We start from the raw sequence: 21,236 nt of genomic DNA on the forward strand, positions 1-21,236 counted from the left end.
ACATCCGCTAATTTCTCAGCTCACTTCTTTGGCATCGCGTAACTACGAGAAACGAATCCCGTCTCTTTGACTTGATGAGTATGATTAATATAAGAAGCTAGGCTGTAAAGTACATTCGCTAATAAGTTCGCGTATCGAAACAAAATAGGTGCGGGCTGCTTCTTACCTGTATGTTCAACGGCAACTAATGCTCGTACCGTTTTTTTAGCTTGGCAACGGCACAAATGCAATTGACTGGCTGCCGGGTGCCCTCCGGGTAGAACAAAGCCTTTGAAGCCACCATCAATGCGTTGCTTGAGCAAAGCATAATCGGCCTTTAACTCTTCAACTTCCGTCTCTGTAATCGCTAATTTTCCGCGAACCGAACCATTTAGATGATAAACATTAGGCTGTATTCTTGTCAGTATATCACGGCTAAACTCGTCCAACTCCATAGCGAGAACAAGGCCAATACGACTACAAAGTTCATCTGCTGTAATTTCAAAGTCACAAACCGGACTGTCCTCGTAAATAAACGGATAGCAAATCTCGCTCAATTCCTTGCTTACAGGTTTCATGCTTTTGTTCCAATATAAAAAGGGAGTCAGTATAACCTAACTCCCTTTAAACGTTCATTATGCCAAATGATCGACATTCATATGATCGGTTTACAATCAGGCACTTTCGACTTTCTTGTGACCTTCTTGAAGGTGAACAAAATCTACTAAATCATCACCAGACACTTGATACGCCTGACCAAAACCTTTAACAAATAGCCCCGATTCTGGCTTTAAGTTGAACAAAACGAAATCCTCTAGCTGGCTTAGACCATCAATAATCTCACCAAAACGCTCTTTCATTTGTCCAACAACTTGTTGCCACATCTCTGTGTCTCGCTCAACTACATTTGCTACCGCATCAAAAGTTAAGCGCTTACGAGCAAACAACTGCTTTGAAGACTCTTCATCTTCAATCATCATCAATGAAACATTTGGATTTTCTAAAAGGTTACGGGCATGACGAGCGATTTTAGAAATGAGAACGAAATAACCTTCCTGGTTTTGGACATAAGGCGCGTAGCTTACATTCGGGCGACCTTCTGCATCGACAGTTGCAAGCTGAAGTGTACGGCGCTCCTGACGGAACTCTTTGATCTCTGGCCCTAAACGACCTTGCAAACGCTCTTGTTTAACTTGTTGATCCATATTGATACCTGACTTTACTAATTAGTATTCGAGTTAAGCCTCGATTATGTTTGTGATTACTTTTTTAATTCGGCTTGTAGGGCGCGAAATGCGGTGACTTGCTCTTCAATCAACTCGCGCTTTTCGTTACGGCCTAAATAAACCTTGAAAATATTGCTTCCGCACTCTGAGAAAAAACCAAAATAGTGACTCTCTCTACCCATAAACGGTTTACTGACTAATGCGACATTTTTAACGTTATCTAATTTAAGGTGGCCGTGCAGTTCACCTTCTCTACCCATTAAATTGTAATAGCCACGCGCCACTTTTCCTTTTGGAAACGGCGCTTTAACTTCAAAGATAGAACCAAAAGAGTGGACGATGGTCGTCACCGGGCCAAAACCAACCAAACTTTCTAAGATGCTTTGCGCTTGCTCTCCTGGTGCAATAGCCACCATTTCCTGAGGTAGAGCCGCAACAACCTCAAACTCGGAAATGCCAAGACGCTCTGCCATCGCAGCTGGCAATAATTGTGGTTCTTGCTCTAGTAATACTTCAACTTGTTGCTTGATTGATTCCATTGTGTCTTCCGTTTTTGTTCAATTTGTTTTCATTAATTATTGGATGCTTTCGGTACGGTTTCGTTCATCTCTGATGTGAGTACCTGAATACAACTTTGAGCCAATGACACTGCCCAGAAGCTGCCAGCAAGAGTAAGGACTGCGCTACGTTCATGTAGTTGTACTAAGCCTTTCGCTTGCCACACTTTAAATAGAGGCAATAAAAACCCGAACGCGTCCTCTCCCATAAATGATGGAAGTTGATTTGCTTGAACAATGCCACGGTCAAACGCAGATTTGAGTGCAGAAAAAAGTGGTTCTAGAGGGCTTTGCTTCATCATCATCGCGATGGTGCTTTGACCTTCTTTGACCGCTTTAATATAGGTCTCTAGTGTGCGGTGTTGCATCATCCCGTAGCCACCGATATTACCTCCAGCACCACAGCCAATTGGCAATACCTCTGCATAAGTCTTGGCTAAACTATTGTATAAACTACGCTCGCGGTTATCGATTGCCCAATGGTTCACGCTAAGTTGCTTCATATGGTGTTTGGCCATAAAGTTCACACCGAGCTCGTACATTCCCGCTTTTTCTGGTGTGGTCGCAGGTGGCGGGATTTTTCCCTTTTCTACGAGGTTGAGCATGGGAGCTGACCCACCAACCACTAACTGATACAAATCCAGTCCGTGTGCGCCAGTCGAGAGGAAATCATTTAAATCTTGCTCTAACACTTCTTTGGTTTGATAAGGTAAGCCATAGAGTAAATCGATAATGACCGGAATTTTGTCTTCTTTGGCGATCTCGCTCACTCGTTTGAGGACATCTTCCCTATCATCTAAACGTTTTGCGCTGCGGCGCACTTGTGTATTAAAACTTTGCACACCAAAAGAGAAACGATTAAACCCACCCTCTAAAGCGCCTTGATACAACTCATCAGAAAAACGATTGATGCGACCTTCTAAGGTGATTTCGCAGTCTGCAGCCAAAGGAAAGTGGTCTCGGATAGCCTGGCCTAACACACGAACCTGTACTGGAGATAAATCCGTTGGCGTTCCGCCCCCGATATATACGGCGTGAAAAATACCATTTTGTGTCCAAGGTAATGCCGCTTTCTCTCTAAGCTCCTGCATTAATGCTTCAAAGTACTCATCAACCAGTGTGCGACTTGCAGCATTTTGAAAGAAGTTACAAAAAGTGCAACGAACGCGACAAAACGGAACATGAATATAAAGACAGCGTTTATTGGTCGCTTTAATTGAGTTAGCCGTAATACTCGAAAAAATCGCCTGTTGTTGAGACGAGGGCACAGGTACGCTCGCTCCCCCGGCATGTGCAGAATGCTTCTTAACAAAAGCAAATCGCAATGGATCAGGACTATCACTGCCCAACACTGATTCATCAAGCTTATCGATATCGACGCTCATATATACTCGCTTAACTCCCATCATGTAAGGGATGGAAGCTGATCTTAAAAATTCTGCAAGAATCATAATTTGAGCGTAATGATAATGCAATTGATAATTGATCTTATTTCCATTGTAAGTAATAATCTGCCCAAGTTTTCATAGTTTCCCGAGATATTCCGTGAACGTACAAAGATATGTCATTGCAGGAGGTGCTTCCCTTGCCATCCATGCCGCACTTCTTTTTGTTTCTCAAGAGACAAAGGTGTTCGCGATGCCGGCTGGAAACCCAGCAAGTTCGGTAAGTCTAAATCTTGTGTCTGCTCCTCCCGCTGTCGAAAAATCTACACCAGAAAATGTAGCGCCACCAAAAGAGCAGCAGCCTCAAGACCAACCTGAACCAGAAAAGAAGATTGTAAAAAAACAGGTCGTCAAGAAAGACGCTGTTAAGAAGAAGGTAGTAGAGAAAAAACCTGAACCGGTTAAACAATCTAAACCTAAAGCGGTCGAGCCCACCAAAACCGTAACAAAGCAAAAGGTTCAGCCCGAAGCGAAACCAAAGAAAAAAACGGAACCAGTGAAGAAAGAGACGGTAGCTCAACAATCCGCACCTGCGAGCCAATCCAAAGGGGCAACGTCTCAGCCTGTCTTGGTCGACAAACCAACGTTTGTGAGTCAACCAACACAACCCCGTTACCCAAGATCTGCACAAAGACGCGGTATTGAGGGTGTAGCCTTGTATGAGATATGGCTAGATGAGAATGGTAACCAGATTAAACAGGTTTTGATTGAGTCTTCCGGCACAGAGTCGCTAGATGCCTCAGCACTTCGTGCGATCAAACAGTGGCAATTTACACCACATATTTCAGGTGGGCTAAAAGTCGCTCACCGAGTACAAGTACCTGTTCGTTTTAAGTTGGATGGATAATGGAACAACTACAAGAATTACAAACTCAATTTGGGCTGATGACATGGCCTTTGATCATTTGCTCAGCTCTAACGGTGATGATCATCGCCGAGCGATTATTCCATGTGTTAATTAGCCTTGGTGTAGGAAAGCGAGCCATTCGCCAAAAGCTCACAGGATTAGACCCAACAAATGGGAGCGAGCTTGAAGCACTTGCTGAAGAGTTGTCGAATAAGCGGCCGCTTCTGTACCGTGGTGTTGCGATGTTGCTTGCTCATCATTCGTTTTCGAAATCTTTAAGAGAAGATGCCGCAGGTATTTGGCTGCAAGAAAAACGCCATCAGTTGCATTCCGGCCTTCGTTTGCTGACGCTGATTGGCGTCATCAGCCCTTTAATTGGCTTGCTTGGTACGGTACTTGGCTTAATTGACATGTTTAAAGGCATCGCGGTTTCAACGGGGAATATCACTCCGAATGATTTGGCTGACGGCCTAGGTCTTGCTATGCGCACCACTGCCGCGGGTCTCATTATCGCACTTCCTGCCATTTCAGGAGCGCAGATCATTGGTTTGTGGGCGGATCGTGTAATCGCCAAGCTTGAGCACACTTTAAACTACGTCAACTTATGGCTTGAAGGCATCTCGTTACAGCATGTCTCGCCAGACCACTCAAAAGTAACACTGCGCTCTTCTGGGAAGATTGAGGCCGCAAGTCAATGATTAAAACACCACAAGAAAATAGTCGTAACGGTTTAACCCCCGATTTAACACCGCTGTTAGACATTATTTTTATCGTCATGGTTTTCCTGATGTTAACCGCAGCGGTCAAACTCGATTCATTAGACGTCAATTTACCGAGCACAGAATCTCAGGCTGTTGCAGATGTCGATAAGCAATCCATCACGGTAAATATTCTTAAAGACGAGCCTTACTGGGCTATTAACGGCAAGACATATATCGATTGGGACAACTTTACCCTCGCGCTGTTAGAAGAGAGTAAGTCAAGCGATAAACCGATTGTAATTGGAGCAGAAAAAACCGCGAATATTCAGTCGCTAGTACAACTTCTCGGCTTTTTACAAGAAAACGGAATTCAAGCAACTCAGTTACTCACTGAAGAGCCATCATAAAAATAAGTAAGATAGAGATCCTTTCAAAATGAAGAACACACGCATCACTATTCATGCTGTTGTCACGGCAGCTATTTCCCTACTTGCGAGTAGTCAACTTTTTGCCAATGAAACGCCATCCTCAGAGCGCGTTGTTAGCGCAGGCAGCGCCGTCACTGAACTCTTGCTTGAACTCGACGCTAAAGATAGCTTGGTTGCTATCGACGTCACCAGTCAATTACCAAAAGGGATGGAACTGCCTAAAGTGGGCTACCATCGTCGTCTTTCAGCGGAGGGGTTGCTCGCCTTACGTCCGACAAAAGTCATTGGTTCTGATGAGATGGGGCCGAAAACAACATTGAGCCAATTGAAATCGGCTGGCGTAGATGTAGAAATTGTTAATACTGATGCAAATGTCGAGGGCCTTTATCAACGTATTGATCAAATTGCGAACCTTATGGATCGCAAGGCTCAAGCTGAAAGCTTAAAGCAAGATGTCCAGGCGCAAGTACAAGCACTCAATGCAAACCAACCTGATCAAGCGAAGAAAAAGAAAGTGCTCTTTCTGCTGATCCATGAAGGGCGACCTGCAAATGTTGCGGGCTCACAAACGACACCCGATGCAATTATTCAACTCGCCGGCGGACAAAACCCAGCCGCTACACAACTCTCGTCTTACAAGCCTCTATCCACAGAAGCGATGGTAGAGATGCAGCCTGACGTGATTCTTGTTAGCGGTCGCAGCTATGAAACGTTGGGTGGTGCCGATGCAATTTTAAAAGCAATGCCGCTTCTTGCTGCAACACCCGCTGGAAAGAACAAAGACATCATAACGATTGATGGCCATGCTCTGGTAGGTGGTTTGGGCCTTAAAAGCCTTGCAGAAGCTAAACGCTTGAATGCACTGCTTTACCCATAGAGACATGACATGTTGTTAAGACGCATCCCCCTTTCAACGACGTTATCAGTGCTTAGTGGATTTTTAGCATTTATTGCTATCGCCTCTATTACCGTTGGCCCAATGAACATTAGCTTTGCTGACAGTTTGCGTAGCCTAACGGGAGGCAGTTCTGATCTCGCTCCTCACATTCAGTTGGTCATTAACGAAATCCGATTGCCTCGCACCATTTTGTGTATGTTCATCGGCGCTATTTTGGCAATTTGTGGTGTGGTTATGCAGGGCTTGTTCCGTAACCCATTAGCCGAGCCTGGTATCATTGGTGTGTCTGCTGGCGCTGCTCTTGGTGGTGCATTCGCTATTGTTGTATTTGCTGAATTTAGCCAAAACTATCCGCAACTAATGAACTTAGCGGCTCTGCCTCTTTTTGCTTTCCTTGGCGGTGCACTAACGACTATTCTCGTTTATAAACTCGGCACAAGTAAGTTTGGTACCTCAGTTACAATTATGTTGTTAGCCGGCGTTGCCATCAGCGCGCTCTCGGGTGCTGCGATTGGCTACATGAACTTTATCGCAGATGATCAGATGCTGCGAGATTTGACGCTTTGGTCGATGGGCTCATTAGCTGGTGCAAATTGGTCAGGGATTGCTCTATCTGCTGTAACACTCGTCATCCTATTACTCTGGTTTCAGAAGAAGTCGATGGCGCTGAATGCTCTGTTGTTAGGGGAATCAGAAGCAAGACACTTAGGAGTTCCGGTTCAAAAACTCAAACGTCAGCTTATTTTACTTTCTGCACTGGGTGTTGGTATTACGGTGAGCATCAGTGGTGCAATTGGCTTTATTGGGCTCGTGATTCCACACTTAGGGCGCATGCTCGCTGGGCCTGACCATCGAACGCTATTACCAATATCTGCCTTAATGGGAGCTCTGCTTCTTACTGCCGCAGATATGTTTGCTCGTGTTGCCGTGGCACCAGCTGAATTACCAGTTGGAATCGTGACCGCATTGATTGGCGCGCCCTTTTTCATCTACTTATTGTTCCAGCAAAAAGGGAAGATTTTGTAATGAACCAGATCGTTTTATCGGGGAAAAACATTTCGATGACATATGGCAACCGTGTGGTGCTCGATGACATCAACATTGATATCCGAGCTGGTGAAGTGACCGCCCTACTCGGCCCCAATGGCGCAGGTAAAAGTACTTTACTCAAGCTTCTATGCGGTGAGATCTCTTCGAATCATCACATCACCTACTTCGGTAAACAAAAGCATGATTGGGAGCCTGAAAAAAGCGCCAAACATATTGCAATGCTCCCGCAGCACAGCACCTTAACCTTCCCATTTCTAGCCAGAGAAGTAGTAGAGCTGGGGGCAATACCGCTATCACTGTCCAATAAAGAAACCACTAAACTGGCTTTACATTACATGGAACAAACCGACGTATTGCATTTAGCAGAAAGCCTGTACCCGTCTTTATCTGGTGGAGAAAAGCAACGACTGCATCTAGCACGAGTGATGACACAACTACATCAATCTGGCGAAAAACGAATCTTAATGCTTGATGAACCTACCTCAGCGTTGGATCTCGCCCATCAACACAACACGTTAAAAATTGCTCGTGAAACGGCAAAAGCACAGAACGCTGCGGTGGTTGTGGTGTTACATGACTTGAATCTAGCCTCTCAGTACGCAGACCGCCTTGTACTCTTGCATAACGGGAAACTAGTTTGTGATGACACGCCATGGAATGCACTAACGTCAGAGCGCATTGAGCAAGTTTATGGCTATCGCTCTATTGTGACAAAACATCCGACGCTAGACTTCCCTCAAGTGCATGCCGCAGCATAAAGCGTATCTCCTCTAAGCCGTCTCTAAAACACTTTGATACGACAAAGGCCCGCAATATGAGAATTGCGGGCCTTTGCTTTGATAGTGGCAGAATTTGGGGCTTTAAAGGCTATTACTTGCTCATTTGGATCAATGATCGACCAATCAACCACTCAAGCTCTTTGTCACCACCCGCACCAAACTGGCTTTCAACCATTTTGTATAAGCGGTCAATACCATTAGCAGCAAATTCTTGCGCATTTTCAGCGGTGACAATGTGATGGAATAGCAGTCGTAAAATCGCGAGAAACTCAGCATCTTCCAGCGCTTTAATCCAACTTTGTGAAAATGCATTTAATCCTTTATCAAACTCTAAGTGTTCAATAAACATTTTAAAGATACGGCCATCCAGTGCGGCGGTGAAGTCCGTTTTCTTAGGGAAGTGATGGCTAATACCGGTACGCGATATACCTGTCTGCTGGCTTAGCGTCGTGTACGACATTTTGTCGTAACCTAATCTGAGTAGCTGATCAATAACGGCATCCATGATCTTTTGGATAGTGATTTCGGTATCTTCTTTACTACGCTTTGGCATATTTTAAGCTCTTCTCTTTGTAAATCCATCTAACTCACTATTAAATGAGGCCAGAATGAAATCATTCTTAGCATTATACCCGGCTCGCCGATGCGGTTCGATTAGCGAAAACCTAGAAATCAGGTTGCTAAGCGCTGCACTTGAAAGCGCTTTGGGTATATGTATTGCGACTATTTAATATCATGTCGAGTTCCAAACCATAACGTCTTTACACTGCGTAATGTGTAATTTTCAGTTATGTTTTTGTCAATACATGCTACTCAAAATAAGGCGAAAAGTTAGTCTCATCAAAACCTTGCGCCAATTATTCATCGAAACTATTCAAAGACCAAGAATGATAATTATTAAAAATAATCAATCAAGAAATAGTCTTATAAATTAACCATTAGTTCAACTGGACTGAGCAAAATCTCGTCACTATGTTCGTTAATTGATTTTAAATGTTGATATATATCACATTAACGTTCTTGATGATTTAGTAATCCAATCTTTAACCCTTACTTAACAAGTGCCTATTCTGTTCCTTTTTTACGCAAAAGTCGTCATTTTTGTAGATACAGATCAAATACCTGATAGAATACCCTTAGTATTTACAAGAGGATTCGTTATGAGTGTCGAATTAGAAAAAAACCAAGTATGTGAGGCCTGCGGCTGTGCTGGCGAGATAGGCTTTATCATCAAAGAAGGTGACGAAGTTGCCGACGTAACGGTTTTCGCACAGACAAAAACAGAGCTAGAGTCTGAACTACAAAAATACATCGAGCTCGCTAAATCAGTATGTGCTGATGTTGAATACAATGTTTCAGAAATAACCGAAGAATCGAACCAAGCGACGGCTCGATTCAAATTTGAAGTAAGTGCTGAAAAACTTATCTTTGAATTAAAAACTCGCTCACTCGCGCGTTAATGAAAAAAGCGAGCATGATGCTCGCTTTTTATTTTTCCAATCTCTTAATCTTAAACCGCTCTAAATGAAACAGACAACTTCGGCGCGTTTATTTCTCTTTTTTGAACACGACCCACTTTAACGAGCCATTGGTTTCAAAATCGTTCTCAGCGGTACACATCAGTAATACGCCTTCAACATTAATCACGGCCCCTGTGGTGTAGGCTTTATCATCGTAGTAACAGATACGCTGACCTACCTTACCGTCAGCAACTATTAGCGCTTTGTTTTCTGGTGTACTGTATGATTTAGCAAAAACGGAACCCGACAGCAGTACTGCAAAAACACCAGCGGTAAAAATAGATACACTTTTTAACTTCATGAAAATCTCCCTCAAACCTCAATAATACTAACAAGGACCCTTGTGAAGTTCTTGGAAGAATCTCATATTATTCAAATATCTACTGATATTTTTCTCACCTCTACGCTTGAATCTGCTTCACATTCAATCATTTAATTTATCTCATTTTAGTAAGCTTGAAGTTACTTAGCGCAGTAAAGAAGCGCACACTTTTAGCGTGCATCTCTAATTTGAATATTTAAGTTATGAATCAAAAACTGTGAGCAAAAAATGCATAATAGGTTTATTTAAGTATAAGATAAGCACCTGTTGATCTCGGTATTTAACTAAATCTTTGACTATGCGTTTTGTTTCCCTATGCCTTACTTCAATCCTGCTCTGCTCGTCTCCTTTGGCATATGAGCTAGATTACTATTCTAAGTTTGGTCACATCGATAATTACGGCAATCTTGATCTTAGAAACAAGCCTTACACCCAACTCCCCTCTGGCCTAGTGGTAAAGGGCAACTTAAACATCTCACAAACCCCTATCAAAACCTTGCCCAAAGGGCTTGATGTTGAAGGCAGTCTGGAAGCAACTAACAGCGCACTCAAAGTTATTCGCTCAGGAACAAAGATAAAAGGCTATGCAAACCTACTAGGTAGTAAGATCGAAAACTGGCCTAAAGGCATCAAACTAGGCGGTTACCTAAACCTGACAGATACACCGCTAAAAGCGCTTCCAGCTAAACTTCGAGTAAAAGGTGATCTAAGTGTTATTCGCACTCCCATTTCTGATCTTCCTGAAGGATTGGTGGTTGATGGTAATCTTTATATTGGAGGATCAGCGCTGAAAGTATTTCCAGACACAATGACGGTGAAAGGGAATATCTATTTAGGTGGTAACAGGATCACAAAATGGCCCAGCAATTTAACCCTTGGTGGCGCCGTCGCACCTTAAAGAGCAGATAAACAAAAGCCCCGGCAGACCGAGGCTTTAAGGCATTCTGAATCAACGAGTTCAGTGACGAAGATTACTCTTGGTTATTCACAGGATTGGCATAGCTCGCCACCAAATAAGGTCTTGCGCCTTCAGGTAGCTGATCCAACTTATCCGCGAGATGACGCTTAACTGCTTCCGTAATGATGCTCGAATCTTCATACCCAGCAGCTAACAAGTTGATTGGGTACAACTTGTAGTTGTTGTGAATTTGGCGGTCGATTTCACCAGCAAGAGATTCCGGCGTTTCAAACTCTTGCTCAATCACATCACCAAACGCAACATGTACACGGCCTTTATAGCCAACGATACCTTGAATGATGCTTTCGATATCTTCAAATTCGCCTTTTTCATAGCGGCCATTTTCTGCTTTTTCGTACAGCTCTTTTGCTTTGGCAATGTCACATGGATCATTTTCATAGGCAATCGAGACAGGAACGATTTTCAGAGAACGCGTGTACTCACCAAAGCTGATCTTTTGTTTACGACCTTCAACATGGAACATTTTTAAAATCGCAGGATCAGTAAAGTCGTTTCCATCTTTAGCACGGCCTTCCTTTTGGGCAATCCAAATTGAATTGCCAGTATCAAGCGAATGTTTGATATAGCTTGACAGTTGTCCCAATGCTTTCATCATTTCTCTAGGCGCTTTAGCAGAGCGCTTAACGATGAAGCTCTTATTGAGTCGCATCAATTCTGTCGCACATGGCTTCTTCAGCAGGTTATCGCCAATCGCTATACGAACTGTACGGTGCCCACTTTGGTACAAGCCATAATTTACGAGCGCGGGGTCCATCGCAATATCACGGTGGTTAGAAACGAATAGGTATGACGTGTTTTTATCCAGCTTATCCAAACCAGAAAAAGTGACGCCATCCGTTGTCTTATTCAATGTATCTTTCAGGTACTTCTTCACTTCAATCTGAATTGCTTCGACAGAATCAAGCTTGCTCCACTTAGCTTTCAGGTAGATTCGCAGGATCGGGCTCATTAGCGTTTTGAACCACGCTGCTTTATTAGCAAAGCGATGTTCTAGGATAGCAGTGATAAATTCATCATCTTGGATTAGACGATCCAGCGCTGCTGGAATTTCTTCGTCGTTGTAAGGACGAATTTCAATATAAGGATCGGTATTGGCTGTCATTGTTCATTACATATCAAAAAAAGCTGGCACATTTTACGCATAGTTTTGCTGACAAGCAGCATTTCAACCCATACTTTTAACATGGTCATACCAGTTAAGCCACCATTTATCATGCTAAAAAATTATCTCAGCTGGTTGGAATCGTATGGGTTTAACGTTACCCTTAGCGCCAAAAAACACTGGTACTCATAATGAACTACGCAATTGAATTTCACGACGCTAAATACCCCTTTCTTGATGTAGCTGCGCGTAAAAAAGCACTGAAGCACAGTCTACTATCTGTCATCGAAGGGTTAGCCGTCATTAAATTGGGTAAGCAGGAGTATGCCATTGAACCAGGCCAATATTTTTGGATTCCTCAAGGATGTTTGAGCTCCCTCACCTTTTTACCTAATTCTCGTGTATATCGTTGTGATTTTTCTGTGCGTTTAAATGACGACTTCTCACAACAAGCGGGCTTTGTGAAGCCTTCACCGCTACTAAAAGCGCTCGTCGAGAAACTAGCAACAACTGCCGAACGCTCGGATCTGCAAACCGATCTACTGACAGTAGTAAGACATGAAGTATTGACGCTGTCTCCTAAACTAGCGCACTCAACGTTAACGAGAACCATCAATCAATGGACTCCTGGCTGTGACATGAATATTTCTAAAGAGCTTTGCTTGATACTAACACTACGTGAAGCAAGAAAAATGAAACTGTCGGGGAAGAAGGAAGAGCAAATTGTTGACTCTCTTTTTGCTGGTAACACCGAAGAATATGAACAGCTTTGCTTTTTAGTCTTTGGAGAAGCGCTATAACTTGCTCTTTAACAAGCTACGTTTTCAGCATTACGTAGAGTTACGGATACAGAAAGTAGAGATTCAAGTAAAAGCAAAAAGGGCGTACATTGATAATGTACGCCCTTTTTTCATTTGCTTGAGATGTCTAGAAAGGTACTTCTATCTGCATCATCCAGTCAGCGTCATAATATTCGTGCCAACGATAATCAAACCGCATTCTTGGCTGTCCGTCTGATTTATCACCAAAACCAACGCTGAACATCAACCCGTGACTACGAAGCCACTCTTCTGTATCCATTTTACTCTCTTCGTCTCGAAGCTCTTCCGGCATCCAAAAACCAAGACCAAAGTAATTCTTTTCTAAGTTTTGAGTTAGAAGTGGGGTGTCTTCCGGCTTAATCGCCCACTCCTCCCAATAGTTTTCTGTTGGTCCTTCAAGCTTCGCTTCCGCTGCATACCAAATCAATGCTTCAGTACTTAACACGCCGATGGAATCTAAAATTTCTTCACAGATTGGAAGAGTGTTATCTTCAAACACCACGGAACGATCAGAAAAATAGTTACACGCGGAATGAGCTTGTGTCACCACAAGCAGCGCACATGCACTAAATAAAACGACTCTGACCATGAAAATCTGACCTCTCAGTTCCCAGACAATGTTTCTCTGTATAAGCCTTTACTAAGTAATAAATCACGTACGGAAGGTGTTGTATAGGCGCCGATCTCTTCACCCTCGGCCAATGCTTTGCGAATATCTGTGCTTCTGACTTTTACTTTTTCAGGACATGCCATAACAGTCCAACGTTCCGTAATCTCTTCAGCTCTACTAAATTTAGCAAATTTGAAGAAATTATCAGGACCAATGACAAAAGTTATATCGGCAGTTGGGTAGATTTCTTGAATTTTTTCTAACAACGCATAGGTCGTCACACTTTGTCCAGGTTGGTATAAAGCTTGCTCCGCATCAGAACGCTGAACATTAGAAAGCCCCATATCCTTGATGAACACATCAACCATTTTGCACCGAGTTGGGTAATCAAGCATGTTCTTGCCCCAAGCATGTGCAATGCTTGGCTCAAGTAGCACAAGATCAAAGTGGCTCAAAGACTCAATAACACTTTTATGCCCTAAACTAGGTGGGTTAAATGCACTACCAAAAATGGCGATTTTTTTCATATCCGGTGATTACCTGGTTGAAGAGAGTTTTCTAATCTGATGATTTCGGTATGATACTACTAATCTTTACAGCTTTTGACCCTAAAGTCGCGTTTAATGAGCCTCAAATGTATGGTTTATCACCATTTGAGCAAATGTGCTTTAGAGTCTGAAACATTTGCAGGAAAAGGAACCCTAAATGGAACAATCCATCCGTGACGAAATGCGCGTACTCCCTTCAATTGATCCGCATTTTGAAATTGAACGCCGTGTCGCTTTTATTAAGCGTAAATTGCAAGAAGCGGGCTGTAAGTCTCTTGTTCTTGGCATCAGCGGTGGCGTTGACTCAACGACATGTGGTCGTTTAGCTCAGTTGGCTGTAGACCAGCTGAACGAAGAAGCGGGCAACAACAGCTACCAATTTATCGCAGTTCGCCTGCCTTATGGGGAGCAAAAAGATGAAGATGAGGCTCAGCTCGCTCTGTCTTTTATCCAGCCAACCCATTCTGTATCGGTGAACATCAAAGCAGGTGTTGACGGGCTTCATTCAGCTTCTCACGTTGCATTAGAAGGCACAGATCTTCTACCAACTGATGCAGCAAAAGTCGACTTCGTAAAAGGCAATGTAAAAGCGCGTGCTCGCATGGTTGCTCAATACGAGATCGCGGGCTACGTAGGCGGCCTTGTTCTTGGTACTGATCACTCAGCAGAAAACATCACTGGTTTCTACACTAAATTTGGTGATGGCGCTTGTGACATGGCACCATTGTTCGGATTAAGTAAGCGCCAAGTTCGTGAAGTGGCTGCTACATTGGGTGCACCTGAGCAACTAGTGAAGAAAGTGCCAACAGCAGACTTAGAAGAGCTTGCTCCACAAAAAGCAGATGAAGATGCCCTAAGCTTAACTTACGAGCAAATCGACGATTTCTTAGAGGGCAAACCCGTTCCACAGCAAGTGAGTGACCGTCTGGTAGCGACTTACAAAGCAACGCAGCACAAACGCCAGCCAATCCCGACGATTTACGACTAAGCGATATTTTCAGCTCTCTTTAAAACTCAAAACGCTGCTAAAAATAGCAGCGTTTTTTGTCTAGGAACAGTTTTTGTCGAAGGACAAAGACGTTCTCGCCTAGTTGGTTACTGTTACGTCCGTCTCTGGCACAGCACAACACGCCAATACGGTTCCCAGTGCACGTTCCTCATCAGTCAACGCGGGCACGTCCGGATGATGTACTTGACCCGACGTAAGCTGAACCTTACACGCGCCACATAAGCCAGCACGACAGCTATTGCTGATGACCTTCCCAGCATCTTCGAGCTGATCTAACAACGTTTTTTGGTTGTTGCCTACGACTTTAGTTCCATTAAAGTCAATAGCGAGACTTTTCTCTGGCTTTGACGTAAGAGAAGAAACTCCAAACGCTTCTTGATGGTAGTTTTCCTCTGGCAGCCCTTTTCTTAGTAGAAGACTTTTTGCTTTATCCATAAAGCCATCCGGGCCACACACAAACACCTGCCGCTGTTCAACATCTTTGATTTGCTTAATGTGTGACAAACTTAAACGCCCTTTCAAACCAAACCAATCAACAGCAGGTTGCGTTAAACAGACTTTTACTTCTAGCCCTGGGTGCTCACGCTTTAACTGCTCCAACTCTGAGCGACAAGGAATATCATTCTCGGTGCGACATTGATGGTAGAAAACCACATTATCCAACTGATTGTGATCCGCTAAGTAACGCACCATTGATAACATTGGTGTTACTCCGCTACCCGCAGAGAGTAACAGCAGAGGCTGCGCTTCATGCGTTTTAAGGTGGAACTGACCGTCAGGTTGTTCTGCCTCTAAAACATCACCGACTTGTAAGTTGTCTAAGAGTGAGTTAGAGACTCTTCCACCCGCGATACGCTTTACAGAAATAGCATAACGACCCGGGCGAGAAGGACTGGATGATAAGGTATAGCGTCGACCCACTTTCTTACCATCAATATTCACCTCTATTGGCAGGTGTTGTCCTGGCAAGTAATTAGGCAACGAACCTTTGTTTGGCTCTAACCATAAGGTCACAAAGTCTTGGGCAATTTCTTCACGCTCAACACATGTAAGCTTCATGCGCACTGGCGAGTTATCTGCGTAAAACTCCGGCTCTTTGTACTCCAATACTTCAACTTTATCGCCTTGACGAATAATGCCTTCATTTCGCGCGACAAGATTCTGGCCAAAGAACACACCACCGACACCGTTTGCACGGAACTGTTGCAAGGTTTTGAGCGGCTCTTTGCTCTCACGGAATGTGCCTCTTTGGGTATTCACCGTAGTCAGGATACAGCGCTCGCAAGGTTTGAGAGACTCAAACTCTACCTCACCGATTCGTATGCGCTTCCATGAATCTTCTTCAAATGGCTTAGTATCAGAGACAACTAAGTTAGTACGAAACTGATCCATTGAGTGTAGCTCTGAACTTCTTCGGTTCAGCTCATCAAGTGAAGCTTGGCTGATCACTAAAACCGGATAACCATCAGCAAAACTGACGTTTTGACCTAGCTTTTCACGGACACGATTCGATTGCTCACCACTAAACAACAACTCAACGCGCTGCCCCAACACACGACTAAACCAGTCATCTGCATCATCTGTCGTGGTATAGGCAGTAAACGTATCTTTCCAAACCGTTGCAGGTGTCTCCTGCATTTTGAAATCTTGGTAACGGATTTTAAGTGGCTCCATACCCAAACTACTAAACACCACTCCATCGGACAATAAGGCAGACTTAATGGTTACCATTTGCGGATACTTTCGCGCAGTGATCATCGAGCCATCAGCTTTCGCAATCATAAAGCGACGATCGAAGCTCAATCCTTGCTTCTCAACCCATACGGACGACAGCGATAATCCGCCAACTGACTTAACCGGAAAAACATTAATTTGGGATAAAACGGGTTGCGACATAGCCTTCTTCCTACGGGTGTTTTTTATTTGTTGCGGTATTGTATACTCAAATCACATTAAGTTGCAGAGTCTGCTGCCTCTTCATCCATTTCAACTTTCTCGAAACCATATTCTTATAAATTTGGTTTTAGTGACAAGTATTTACTACACTCAATATTCGCGTTTTTTAACACCGTTCTGACCAAATACCGTTTGATAAAGTGTGATACGACACACATAATTCACCCAAGTTATCACTACTCCCATTTATCGATTTGGAGCTTAATTATGGATACAAGAAAACTGGTTCTGATTTTGTTATGTATCTTTCTTCCGCCTGTCGCGGTGTTTATGGAGAAAGGTCTAAATAAAGACTTTTTGATTAATCTAATATTGACGTGTTTCTTCTTTCTACCAGGTACGATCCACGCGCTTTGGTTAACAATGAAGTAACCACTTACACTCTCACTCTTTATAAAATTGAAAAATGGGATGAAATATGAGGGCAATTCCTCTATCATCCTGTCGCCTAAGCGCAAGCGTTTGCTCAAAAGCAAATACGGCGCTTAGGCTCCAATCAGACAACTTTTCAATGGTGGGAGCAATTAATGACAACACTGACTATCACTCGTCCTGACGACTGGCACGTTCACTTACGCGATGGGGAAGTTCTTAAAGACACCGTTCGCGACATCAGCCGCTACAATGGCCGTGCGCTGATTATGCCAAATACCGTCCCACCTGTTACTACAACTGAGCTCGCCCTAGCCTACCGTGACCGAATTCTCAAAGAGCAACATGGCGAACAGTTTAAGCCTTTAATGGCGCTTTACCTTACAGATAACACGACACCAGACGAAATACGTAAGGCTAAAGCAACCGGACACATTGTTGCTGCCAAGCTCTATCCTGCTGGCGCCACAACAAACTCAGATTCCGGTGTGACCAATGCGAAGAACATTTATCACGTTTTAGAAGCGATGGAAGAAGTCGGAATGTTACTTCTGGTTCATGGCGAAGTAACACATCACGATGTTGATATCTTCGACCGAGAAAAAGAATTCCTTGATACCGTCCTCGCTCCTATCGTCAATGATTTCCCTAATCTTAAAATCGTACTAGAACATATCACCACCGCCGACGCAGCAAACTTCGTTAACAACGCCTCAGACAACGTAGCGGCTACCATCACTGCCCACCACCTTCTTTTCAACCGTAACCACATGCTTGTGGGTGGTATTAAACCTCATTTCTACTGTTTGCCAATTCTTAAGCGCGGAACCCACCAGCAAGCGCTGATCGAAGCAGCAACTAGTGGTAGCAAGAAGTTTTTCCTAGGTACAGACTCAGCGCCACATGCGAAAGGGGCAAAAGAATCGGCTTGCGGTTGTGCTGGTTCTTACACTGCACACGCTGCGCTAGAGCTTTATGCAGAAGTCTTCGAAAAAGAAGGCAAGTTGGAAAACTTGGAAGCTTTCGCAAGCTTCAACGGTCCTGATTTTTACGGCATTGCACGTAACACAGATACAGTAACGTTAGAAAAATCCGCTTGGGATGTGCCAGAAACGATGCCATTTGGCAATGATATCGTTGTGCCTATTCGAGCAAATGAACAGATCGAGTGGAAAGTGAAGTAAGTACTTTACTGACATTTCACATATAAAACAGGGTCATGCTTTTTGTAAAAAGAAGTCATGACCCTTGTTATTATCGTCTCATGTTTTAGATGTGATTATTGACCACGAAGCTTTTCAACCATCGTCCATACCGCCACCACAACCAACCCCGCCACAAAGCCGATAATACCGTTCAATAAAATAGGCAAAATGGCTGTAGCAACCGAATGACCACTAAAATTCATAATAATCGGCTCTACAAAGTGATGAATGGCGGGCACGTTGTGCACCACAATTCCCCCACCCACCAAAAACATCGCTGCAGTTCCTACAATGGTTAATAACTTCATCAACTTTGGTGCAAAAGCGACCAAGGCCCCTCCGACTTTCGCCACCCAACCTTTACCGTTTGAGCGACTTTCAAGGTAAAGGCCTAAATCATCTAGCTTCACAATCCCAGCGACTAGTCCATAAACTCCAACCGTCATAATCACTGCAATTAAACTGACAACTAAAATTTGCGTAACAAGACTGGCTCCTGTCACGGTACCTAACGCAATCACGATGATCTCTGCTGAAAGGATAAAGTCTGTTCGAATCGCACCAGAAACTTTACGCTTTTCATACTCTTCTATCGACTCGCCAGTATTAACTAGCTCCTCTTTTTCTTCGTGCGGATGCGGGTGAGGAAACACTTTCTCAAGTACTTTCTCTGCCCCTTCAAAGCAGAGAAATAAGCCGCCAATTAGCAATAATGGCATGATAAGCCATGGAATAATCGCGCTAATAAGTAAAGCTGAAGGAACTAAAATCAATTTATTTTTGAATGAGCCTTTTGCAACCGCCCAAACCACTGGAATCTCTCGCTCAGATGCAACACCAGACACTTGTTGAGCGTTTAACGCTAGATCATCTCCCAACACACCTGCGGTTTTCTTTGCCGCCATTTTTGACATTAAGGCGACATCATCAAGCACCGTGGCAATATCGTCCAGCAGTGTGAGTAAACTTGCTCCAGCCATTTTTGGTCTCTTATATGAAATTGAGTAAGTAACAAAATGTAACACCAATGAATCACTCATCAAAGTGATGATTTTGCAAAGAATACCACCCCAAATGGTGTTTTATATTGCCGTAAAGATAAGACAGGTCTAGTCTTGTGATACCTTTCAGCAGTCAAAAGAAAAAGTATAGATGAAAAGTGGATACATTTACCCGATCGGTACTCCTGGCCAACCTTGGAACGAAGAAGAACGTAAAGCTTGGTTAGCAACGCAAGAAGTAAAACGTAGCTACCAAGATGAAGTCGTCAGTAAAATCGATGCCCTACGCGAGCGTTTTGATGTTGAACAATATGGGGCGCTCTCATACAACGAGGCACGCTTCCCTCTGTTTTGTATCAAAACACGCAATTGGGATTCAACTAAACCTGTTGTGTTGGTCACAGGCGGCGTGCACGGTTACGAAACCAGCGGTGTACATGGCGCATTAAAGTTTGTAGAAACAGAAGCAGAGCGCTATGCAGAGCATTTCAATATTGTCGTTGTACCCTGCGTAAGCCCTTGGGGTTACGAGGTGATCAACCGCTGGAATCCAAACGCGATTGATCCAAACCGCTCTTTCTATAAGGATAGCCCTGCCGAAGAGTCCGCTAACCTCATGAAGCTCGTTGCAACTTTAGGCGATGTGTTAATGCACATTGATTTGCACGAGACGACAGACTCCGATGAAACAGAGTTCCGTCCTGCGCTTGCCGCTCGTGATGGCATTGAGTACATCGAGGGCATGATCCCAGACGGTTTTTACACAGTTGGAGATAGTGAAAACCCTCAGCCTGACTTCCAAAAAGCGGTCATTGAGTCAGTTGCAAAAGTGACTCACATTGCACCAGCAGATGAAAACGGCGAAATCATTGGTTCACCCGTCGTACAGTTTGGCGTTATCAACTACCCAATGGTGAAGCTGGGTCTGTGTGGCGGCGTAACAAATTGCGTTTACGGCACGACAACGGAAGTGTACCCAGACAGCCCAACGGTGACCGACGAAGAGTGCAACGATGCGCAAGTTGCAGCCGTGGTCGGTGGTCTGAATTACGTTCTGGCTCAGTTATAATAAGCGGTTCTTATATTGCTCCGGTGTCATGCCGGAGTATTTCTTGAACATTGCGATAAAAGGGCTAGCTTGGTTATAACCTAACGTCAACGCGACTTCCTTTACGGTCTGCCCTTTACGCAGCAACTCCATAGAATGTAAATATCGCACACGTAAGCGCCACTCAGTAAAGCTCATTCCTAATTCACTCTGGCAATGTCTCGCTAACGTGCGTTCTGTGGTATGCACTTTTGCCGCCCACTCCGCCAAACTGATCTCATCCGTCGGCGATTCTTCTACTGCTTTTAAAATCGGTTCAAGATACTTATTGTCGGTAGTCGGTAAAAAGTGATGTTCGACTTCTTGCTTTGCAAGCTGGTCCAATAACACTTGTACCAAGCGCTTGTCTTCATCAGTTTGCGCCACATTAATGTCTCGCTGACGAAAGTCCTCAATAATAGATGACACGATTGGAGTCACTTTGATCAAGCTCGTTTTGGTAGGAAAATGCGCTGTCAATTCAGGGGCAATGTTCAAAGAACAATATTCGATTGGCTTACGGTTGTAGCTAGTGTGACGAATTCCGGCGGGAACCCAAATAGCAAGATGTGGAGGTGCTAGAAATCTTGTGTCTTCTGCATCCATCTCCAGAATCCCACCGCTGATCAGTTGCACTTGCCCCCAAGGGTGGCTATGAATTCGTGTTTCTGTATTAGAGAGAAACGCTTCGAAATTCATAAATACATCTGATGGCGCACGATCGATTGATAAGGAGGGGTGAAGATTTCTGGCGCTCTTTTTCAAAATTGTCTTCCTATCGCTTACGATGTCTT

General features: G+C 43.9%; 25 protein-coding genes. 13 read left to right on the forward strand and 12 right to left on the reverse strand.

Annotated features, from left to right (window positions below; all coding sequences use genetic code 11):
- Nucleotides 1–20: 20 nt before the first annotated feature.
- From KJB35_RS17060 to hutW, 4 genes are all read right to left on the reverse strand, one after another.
- Nucleotides 21–557, reverse strand: coding sequence for an ATP:cob(I)alamin adenosyltransferase (locus tag KJB35_RS17060; protein ID WP_213907580.1), 537 nt, complete (start codon nt 555–557; stop codon nt 21–23).
- A 96-nt stretch (nt 558–653) separates the two neighbouring features.
- Nucleotides 654–1,184, reverse strand: coding sequence for a heme utilization protein HutZ (gene hutZ / locus KJB35_RS17065; RefSeq protein WP_005375331.1), 531 nt, complete (start codon nt 1,182–1,184; stop codon nt 654–656).
- A 56-nt stretch (nt 1,185–1,240) separates the two neighbouring features.
- On the reverse strand, nt 1,241–1,744 hold the full coding sequence (gene hutX, locus KJB35_RS17070; protein WP_005385051.1) for a heme utilization cystosolic carrier protein HutX: 504 nt from the start codon (nt 1,742–1,744) through the stop codon (nt 1,241–1,243).
- 32 nt (nt 1,745–1,776) lie between these two features.
- On the reverse strand, nt 1,777–3,147 hold the full coding sequence (gene hutW / locus KJB35_RS17075; RefSeq protein ID WP_064354555.1) for a heme anaerobic degradation radical SAM methyltransferase ChuW/HutW: 1,371 nt from the start codon (nt 3,145–3,147) through the stop codon (nt 1,777–1,779).
- A 160-nt stretch (nt 3,148–3,307) separates the two neighbouring features.
- On the opposite strand from hutW, the gene KJB35_RS17080 reads away from it, so the two are divergent.
- The 6 genes from KJB35_RS17080 to KJB35_RS17105 are packed head-to-tail and all read left to right on the forward strand — an operon-like array spanning nt 3,308 to nt 7,889.
- Nucleotides 3,308–4,054, forward strand: coding sequence for an energy transducer TonB (locus KJB35_RS17080; protein ID WP_064354554.1), 747 nt, complete (start codon nt 3,308–3,310; stop codon nt 4,052–4,054).
- Nucleotides 4,054–4,752 carry a MotA/TolQ/ExbB proton channel family protein gene (locus tag KJB35_RS17085; RefSeq protein ID WP_017821236.1) on the forward strand — a complete coding sequence of 233 codons (699 nt, stop codon included), beginning with the start codon at nt 4,054–4,056 and terminating at the stop codon, nt 4,750–4,752. Before KJB35_RS17080 ends, KJB35_RS17085 begins: the two co-directional genes overlap by 1 nt.
- Nucleotides 4,749–5,162 carry a biopolymer transporter ExbD gene (locus KJB35_RS17090; RefSeq protein WP_005375322.1) on the forward strand — a complete coding sequence of 138 codons (414 nt, stop codon included), beginning with the start codon at nt 4,749–4,751 and terminating at the stop codon, nt 5,160–5,162. The genes KJB35_RS17085 and KJB35_RS17090 overlap by 4 nt, the downstream gene beginning before the upstream one ends.
- Nucleotides 5,163–5,190: 28 nt before the next feature.
- A complete protein-coding gene (locus KJB35_RS17095; protein ID WP_005375320.1) occupies nt 5,191–6,060 on the forward strand; it encodes a hemin ABC transporter substrate-binding protein in 870 nt (289 codons plus the stop codon).
- 9 nt (nt 6,061–6,069) lie between these two features.
- Complete coding sequence (locus tag KJB35_RS17100) at nt 6,070–7,107, forward strand: iron ABC transporter permease (RefSeq protein ID WP_005375318.1); 1,038 nt, start codon at nt 6,070–6,072, stop codon at nt 7,105–7,107.
- Entirely contained in the window at nt 7,107–7,889 is a 783-nt protein-coding gene (locus KJB35_RS17105) for a heme ABC transporter ATP-binding protein (RefSeq protein WP_005385036.1), read from the forward strand. Before KJB35_RS17100 ends, KJB35_RS17105 begins: the two co-directional genes overlap by 1 nt.
- A gap of 112 nt (nt 7,890–8,001) precedes the next feature.
- Here the strand turns inward: KJB35_RS17105 and KJB35_RS17110 are convergent, their stop codons facing one another.
- Nucleotides 8,002–8,463, reverse strand: coding sequence for a TetR/AcrR family transcriptional regulator (locus KJB35_RS17110; protein WP_005385033.1), 462 nt, complete (start codon nt 8,461–8,463; stop codon nt 8,002–8,004).
- A 607-nt stretch (nt 8,464–9,070) separates the two neighbouring features.
- Between KJB35_RS17110 and KJB35_RS17115 the strand changes: the two genes are divergently transcribed.
- Complete coding sequence (locus KJB35_RS17115) at nt 9,071–9,370, forward strand: YfcZ/YiiS family protein (RefSeq protein WP_005375307.1); 300 nt, start codon at nt 9,071–9,073, stop codon at nt 9,368–9,370.
- A gap of 88 nt (nt 9,371–9,458) precedes the next feature.
- Here the strand turns inward: KJB35_RS17115 and KJB35_RS17120 are convergent, their stop codons facing one another.
- On the reverse strand, nt 9,459–9,731 hold the full coding sequence (locus tag KJB35_RS17120) for a YnjH family protein (protein ID WP_025768510.1): 273 nt from the start codon (nt 9,729–9,731) through the stop codon (nt 9,459–9,461).
- Between the two features lie 319 nt (nt 9,732–10,050).
- Here KJB35_RS17120 and KJB35_RS17125 point away from each other — a divergent pair, with 319 nt between their 5' ends.
- Nucleotides 10,051–10,650 carry a hypothetical protein gene (locus KJB35_RS17125; protein ID WP_005375305.1) on the forward strand — a complete coding sequence of 200 codons (600 nt, stop codon included), beginning with the start codon at nt 10,051–10,053 and terminating at the stop codon, nt 10,648–10,650.
- Nucleotides 10,651–10,723: 73 nt separating this feature from the next.
- On the opposite strand, the gene KJB35_RS17130 is transcribed toward KJB35_RS17125, so the two are convergent.
- A complete protein-coding gene (locus KJB35_RS17130) occupies nt 10,724–11,833 on the reverse strand; it encodes a 1-acyl-sn-glycerol-3-phosphate acyltransferase (protein ID WP_025768511.1) in 1,110 nt (369 codons plus the stop codon).
- Between the two features lie 191 nt (nt 11,834–12,024).
- Between KJB35_RS17130 and KJB35_RS17135 the strand changes: the two genes are divergently transcribed.
- Nucleotides 12,025–12,633, forward strand: coding sequence for an AraC family transcriptional regulator (locus tag KJB35_RS17135; protein WP_132936317.1), 609 nt, complete (start codon nt 12,025–12,027; stop codon nt 12,631–12,633).
- A gap of 127 nt (nt 12,634–12,760) precedes the next feature.
- Here the strand turns inward: KJB35_RS17135 and KJB35_RS17140 are convergent, their stop codons facing one another.
- Complete coding sequence (locus tag KJB35_RS17140; RefSeq protein ID WP_017635276.1) at nt 12,761–13,243, reverse strand: hypothetical protein; 483 nt, start codon at nt 13,241–13,243, stop codon at nt 12,761–12,763.
- A 14-nt stretch (nt 13,244–13,257) separates the two neighbouring features.
- On the reverse strand, nt 13,258–13,791 hold the full coding sequence (locus KJB35_RS17145) for a nicotinate-nicotinamide nucleotide adenylyltransferase (protein ID WP_065275432.1): 534 nt from the start codon (nt 13,789–13,791) through the stop codon (nt 13,258–13,260).
- Nucleotides 13,792–13,969: 178 nt separating this feature from the next.
- Here KJB35_RS17145 and nadE point away from each other — a divergent pair, with 178 nt between their 5' ends.
- Entirely contained in the window at nt 13,970–14,800 is an 831-nt protein-coding gene (nadE, locus tag KJB35_RS17150) for an ammonia-dependent NAD(+) synthetase (protein ID WP_042521570.1), read from the forward strand.
- A gap of 99 nt (nt 14,801–14,899) precedes the next feature.
- Here the strand turns inward: nadE and KJB35_RS17155 are convergent, their stop codons facing one another.
- Nucleotides 14,900–16,717 (reverse strand): hybrid-cluster NAD(P)-dependent oxidoreductase, encoded by a 1,818-nt coding sequence (locus KJB35_RS17155; RefSeq protein ID WP_042521571.1) that lies wholly within the window; start codon nt 16,715–16,717, stop codon nt 14,900–14,902.
- Nucleotides 16,718–16,984: 267 nt separating this feature from the next.
- Between KJB35_RS17155 and KJB35_RS17160 the strand changes: the two genes are divergently transcribed.
- Both KJB35_RS17160 and pyrC read left to right on the forward strand, forming a co-directional pair.
- On the forward strand, nt 16,985–17,149 hold the full coding sequence (locus KJB35_RS17160) for a YqaE/Pmp3 family membrane protein (RefSeq protein WP_005375297.1): 165 nt from the start codon (nt 16,985–16,987) through the stop codon (nt 17,147–17,149).
- Between the two features lie 155 nt (nt 17,150–17,304).
- A complete protein-coding gene (gene pyrC / locus KJB35_RS17165) occupies nt 17,305–18,333 on the forward strand; it encodes a dihydroorotase (protein WP_042521573.1) in 1,029 nt (342 codons plus the stop codon).
- A 95-nt stretch (nt 18,334–18,428) separates the two neighbouring features.
- On the opposite strand, the gene KJB35_RS17170 is transcribed toward pyrC, so the two are convergent.
- Nucleotides 18,429–19,334, reverse strand: coding sequence for a DUF808 domain-containing protein (locus KJB35_RS17170; RefSeq protein WP_005375293.1), 906 nt, complete (start codon nt 19,332–19,334; stop codon nt 18,429–18,431).
- Nucleotides 19,335–19,506: 172 nt separating this feature from the next.
- Between KJB35_RS17170 and KJB35_RS17175 the strand changes: the two genes are divergently transcribed.
- The gene (locus KJB35_RS17175; protein ID WP_042521574.1) at nt 19,507–20,424 is read left to right on the forward strand and encodes a M14 family metallocarboxypeptidase; all 918 of its coding nucleotides are present in this window, start codon (nt 19,507–19,509) and stop codon (nt 20,422–20,424) included.
- On the opposite strand, the gene KJB35_RS17180 is transcribed toward KJB35_RS17175, so the two are convergent.
- Nucleotides 20,419–21,207: a helix-turn-helix domain-containing protein gene (locus KJB35_RS17180; protein ID WP_005385013.1), complete on the reverse strand. Its 789-nt coding sequence runs from the start codon at nt 21,205–21,207 to the stop codon at nt 20,419–20,421. The genes KJB35_RS17175 and KJB35_RS17180 overlap by 6 nt on opposite strands.
- Between the last annotated feature and the right edge of the window lie 29 nt (nt 21,208–21,236).

The organism is Vibrio sp. D431a (genome assembly GCF_030248655.1).
GTDB lineage: Bacteria > Pseudomonadota > Gammaproteobacteria > Enterobacterales > Vibrionaceae > Vibrio > Vibrio alginolyticus.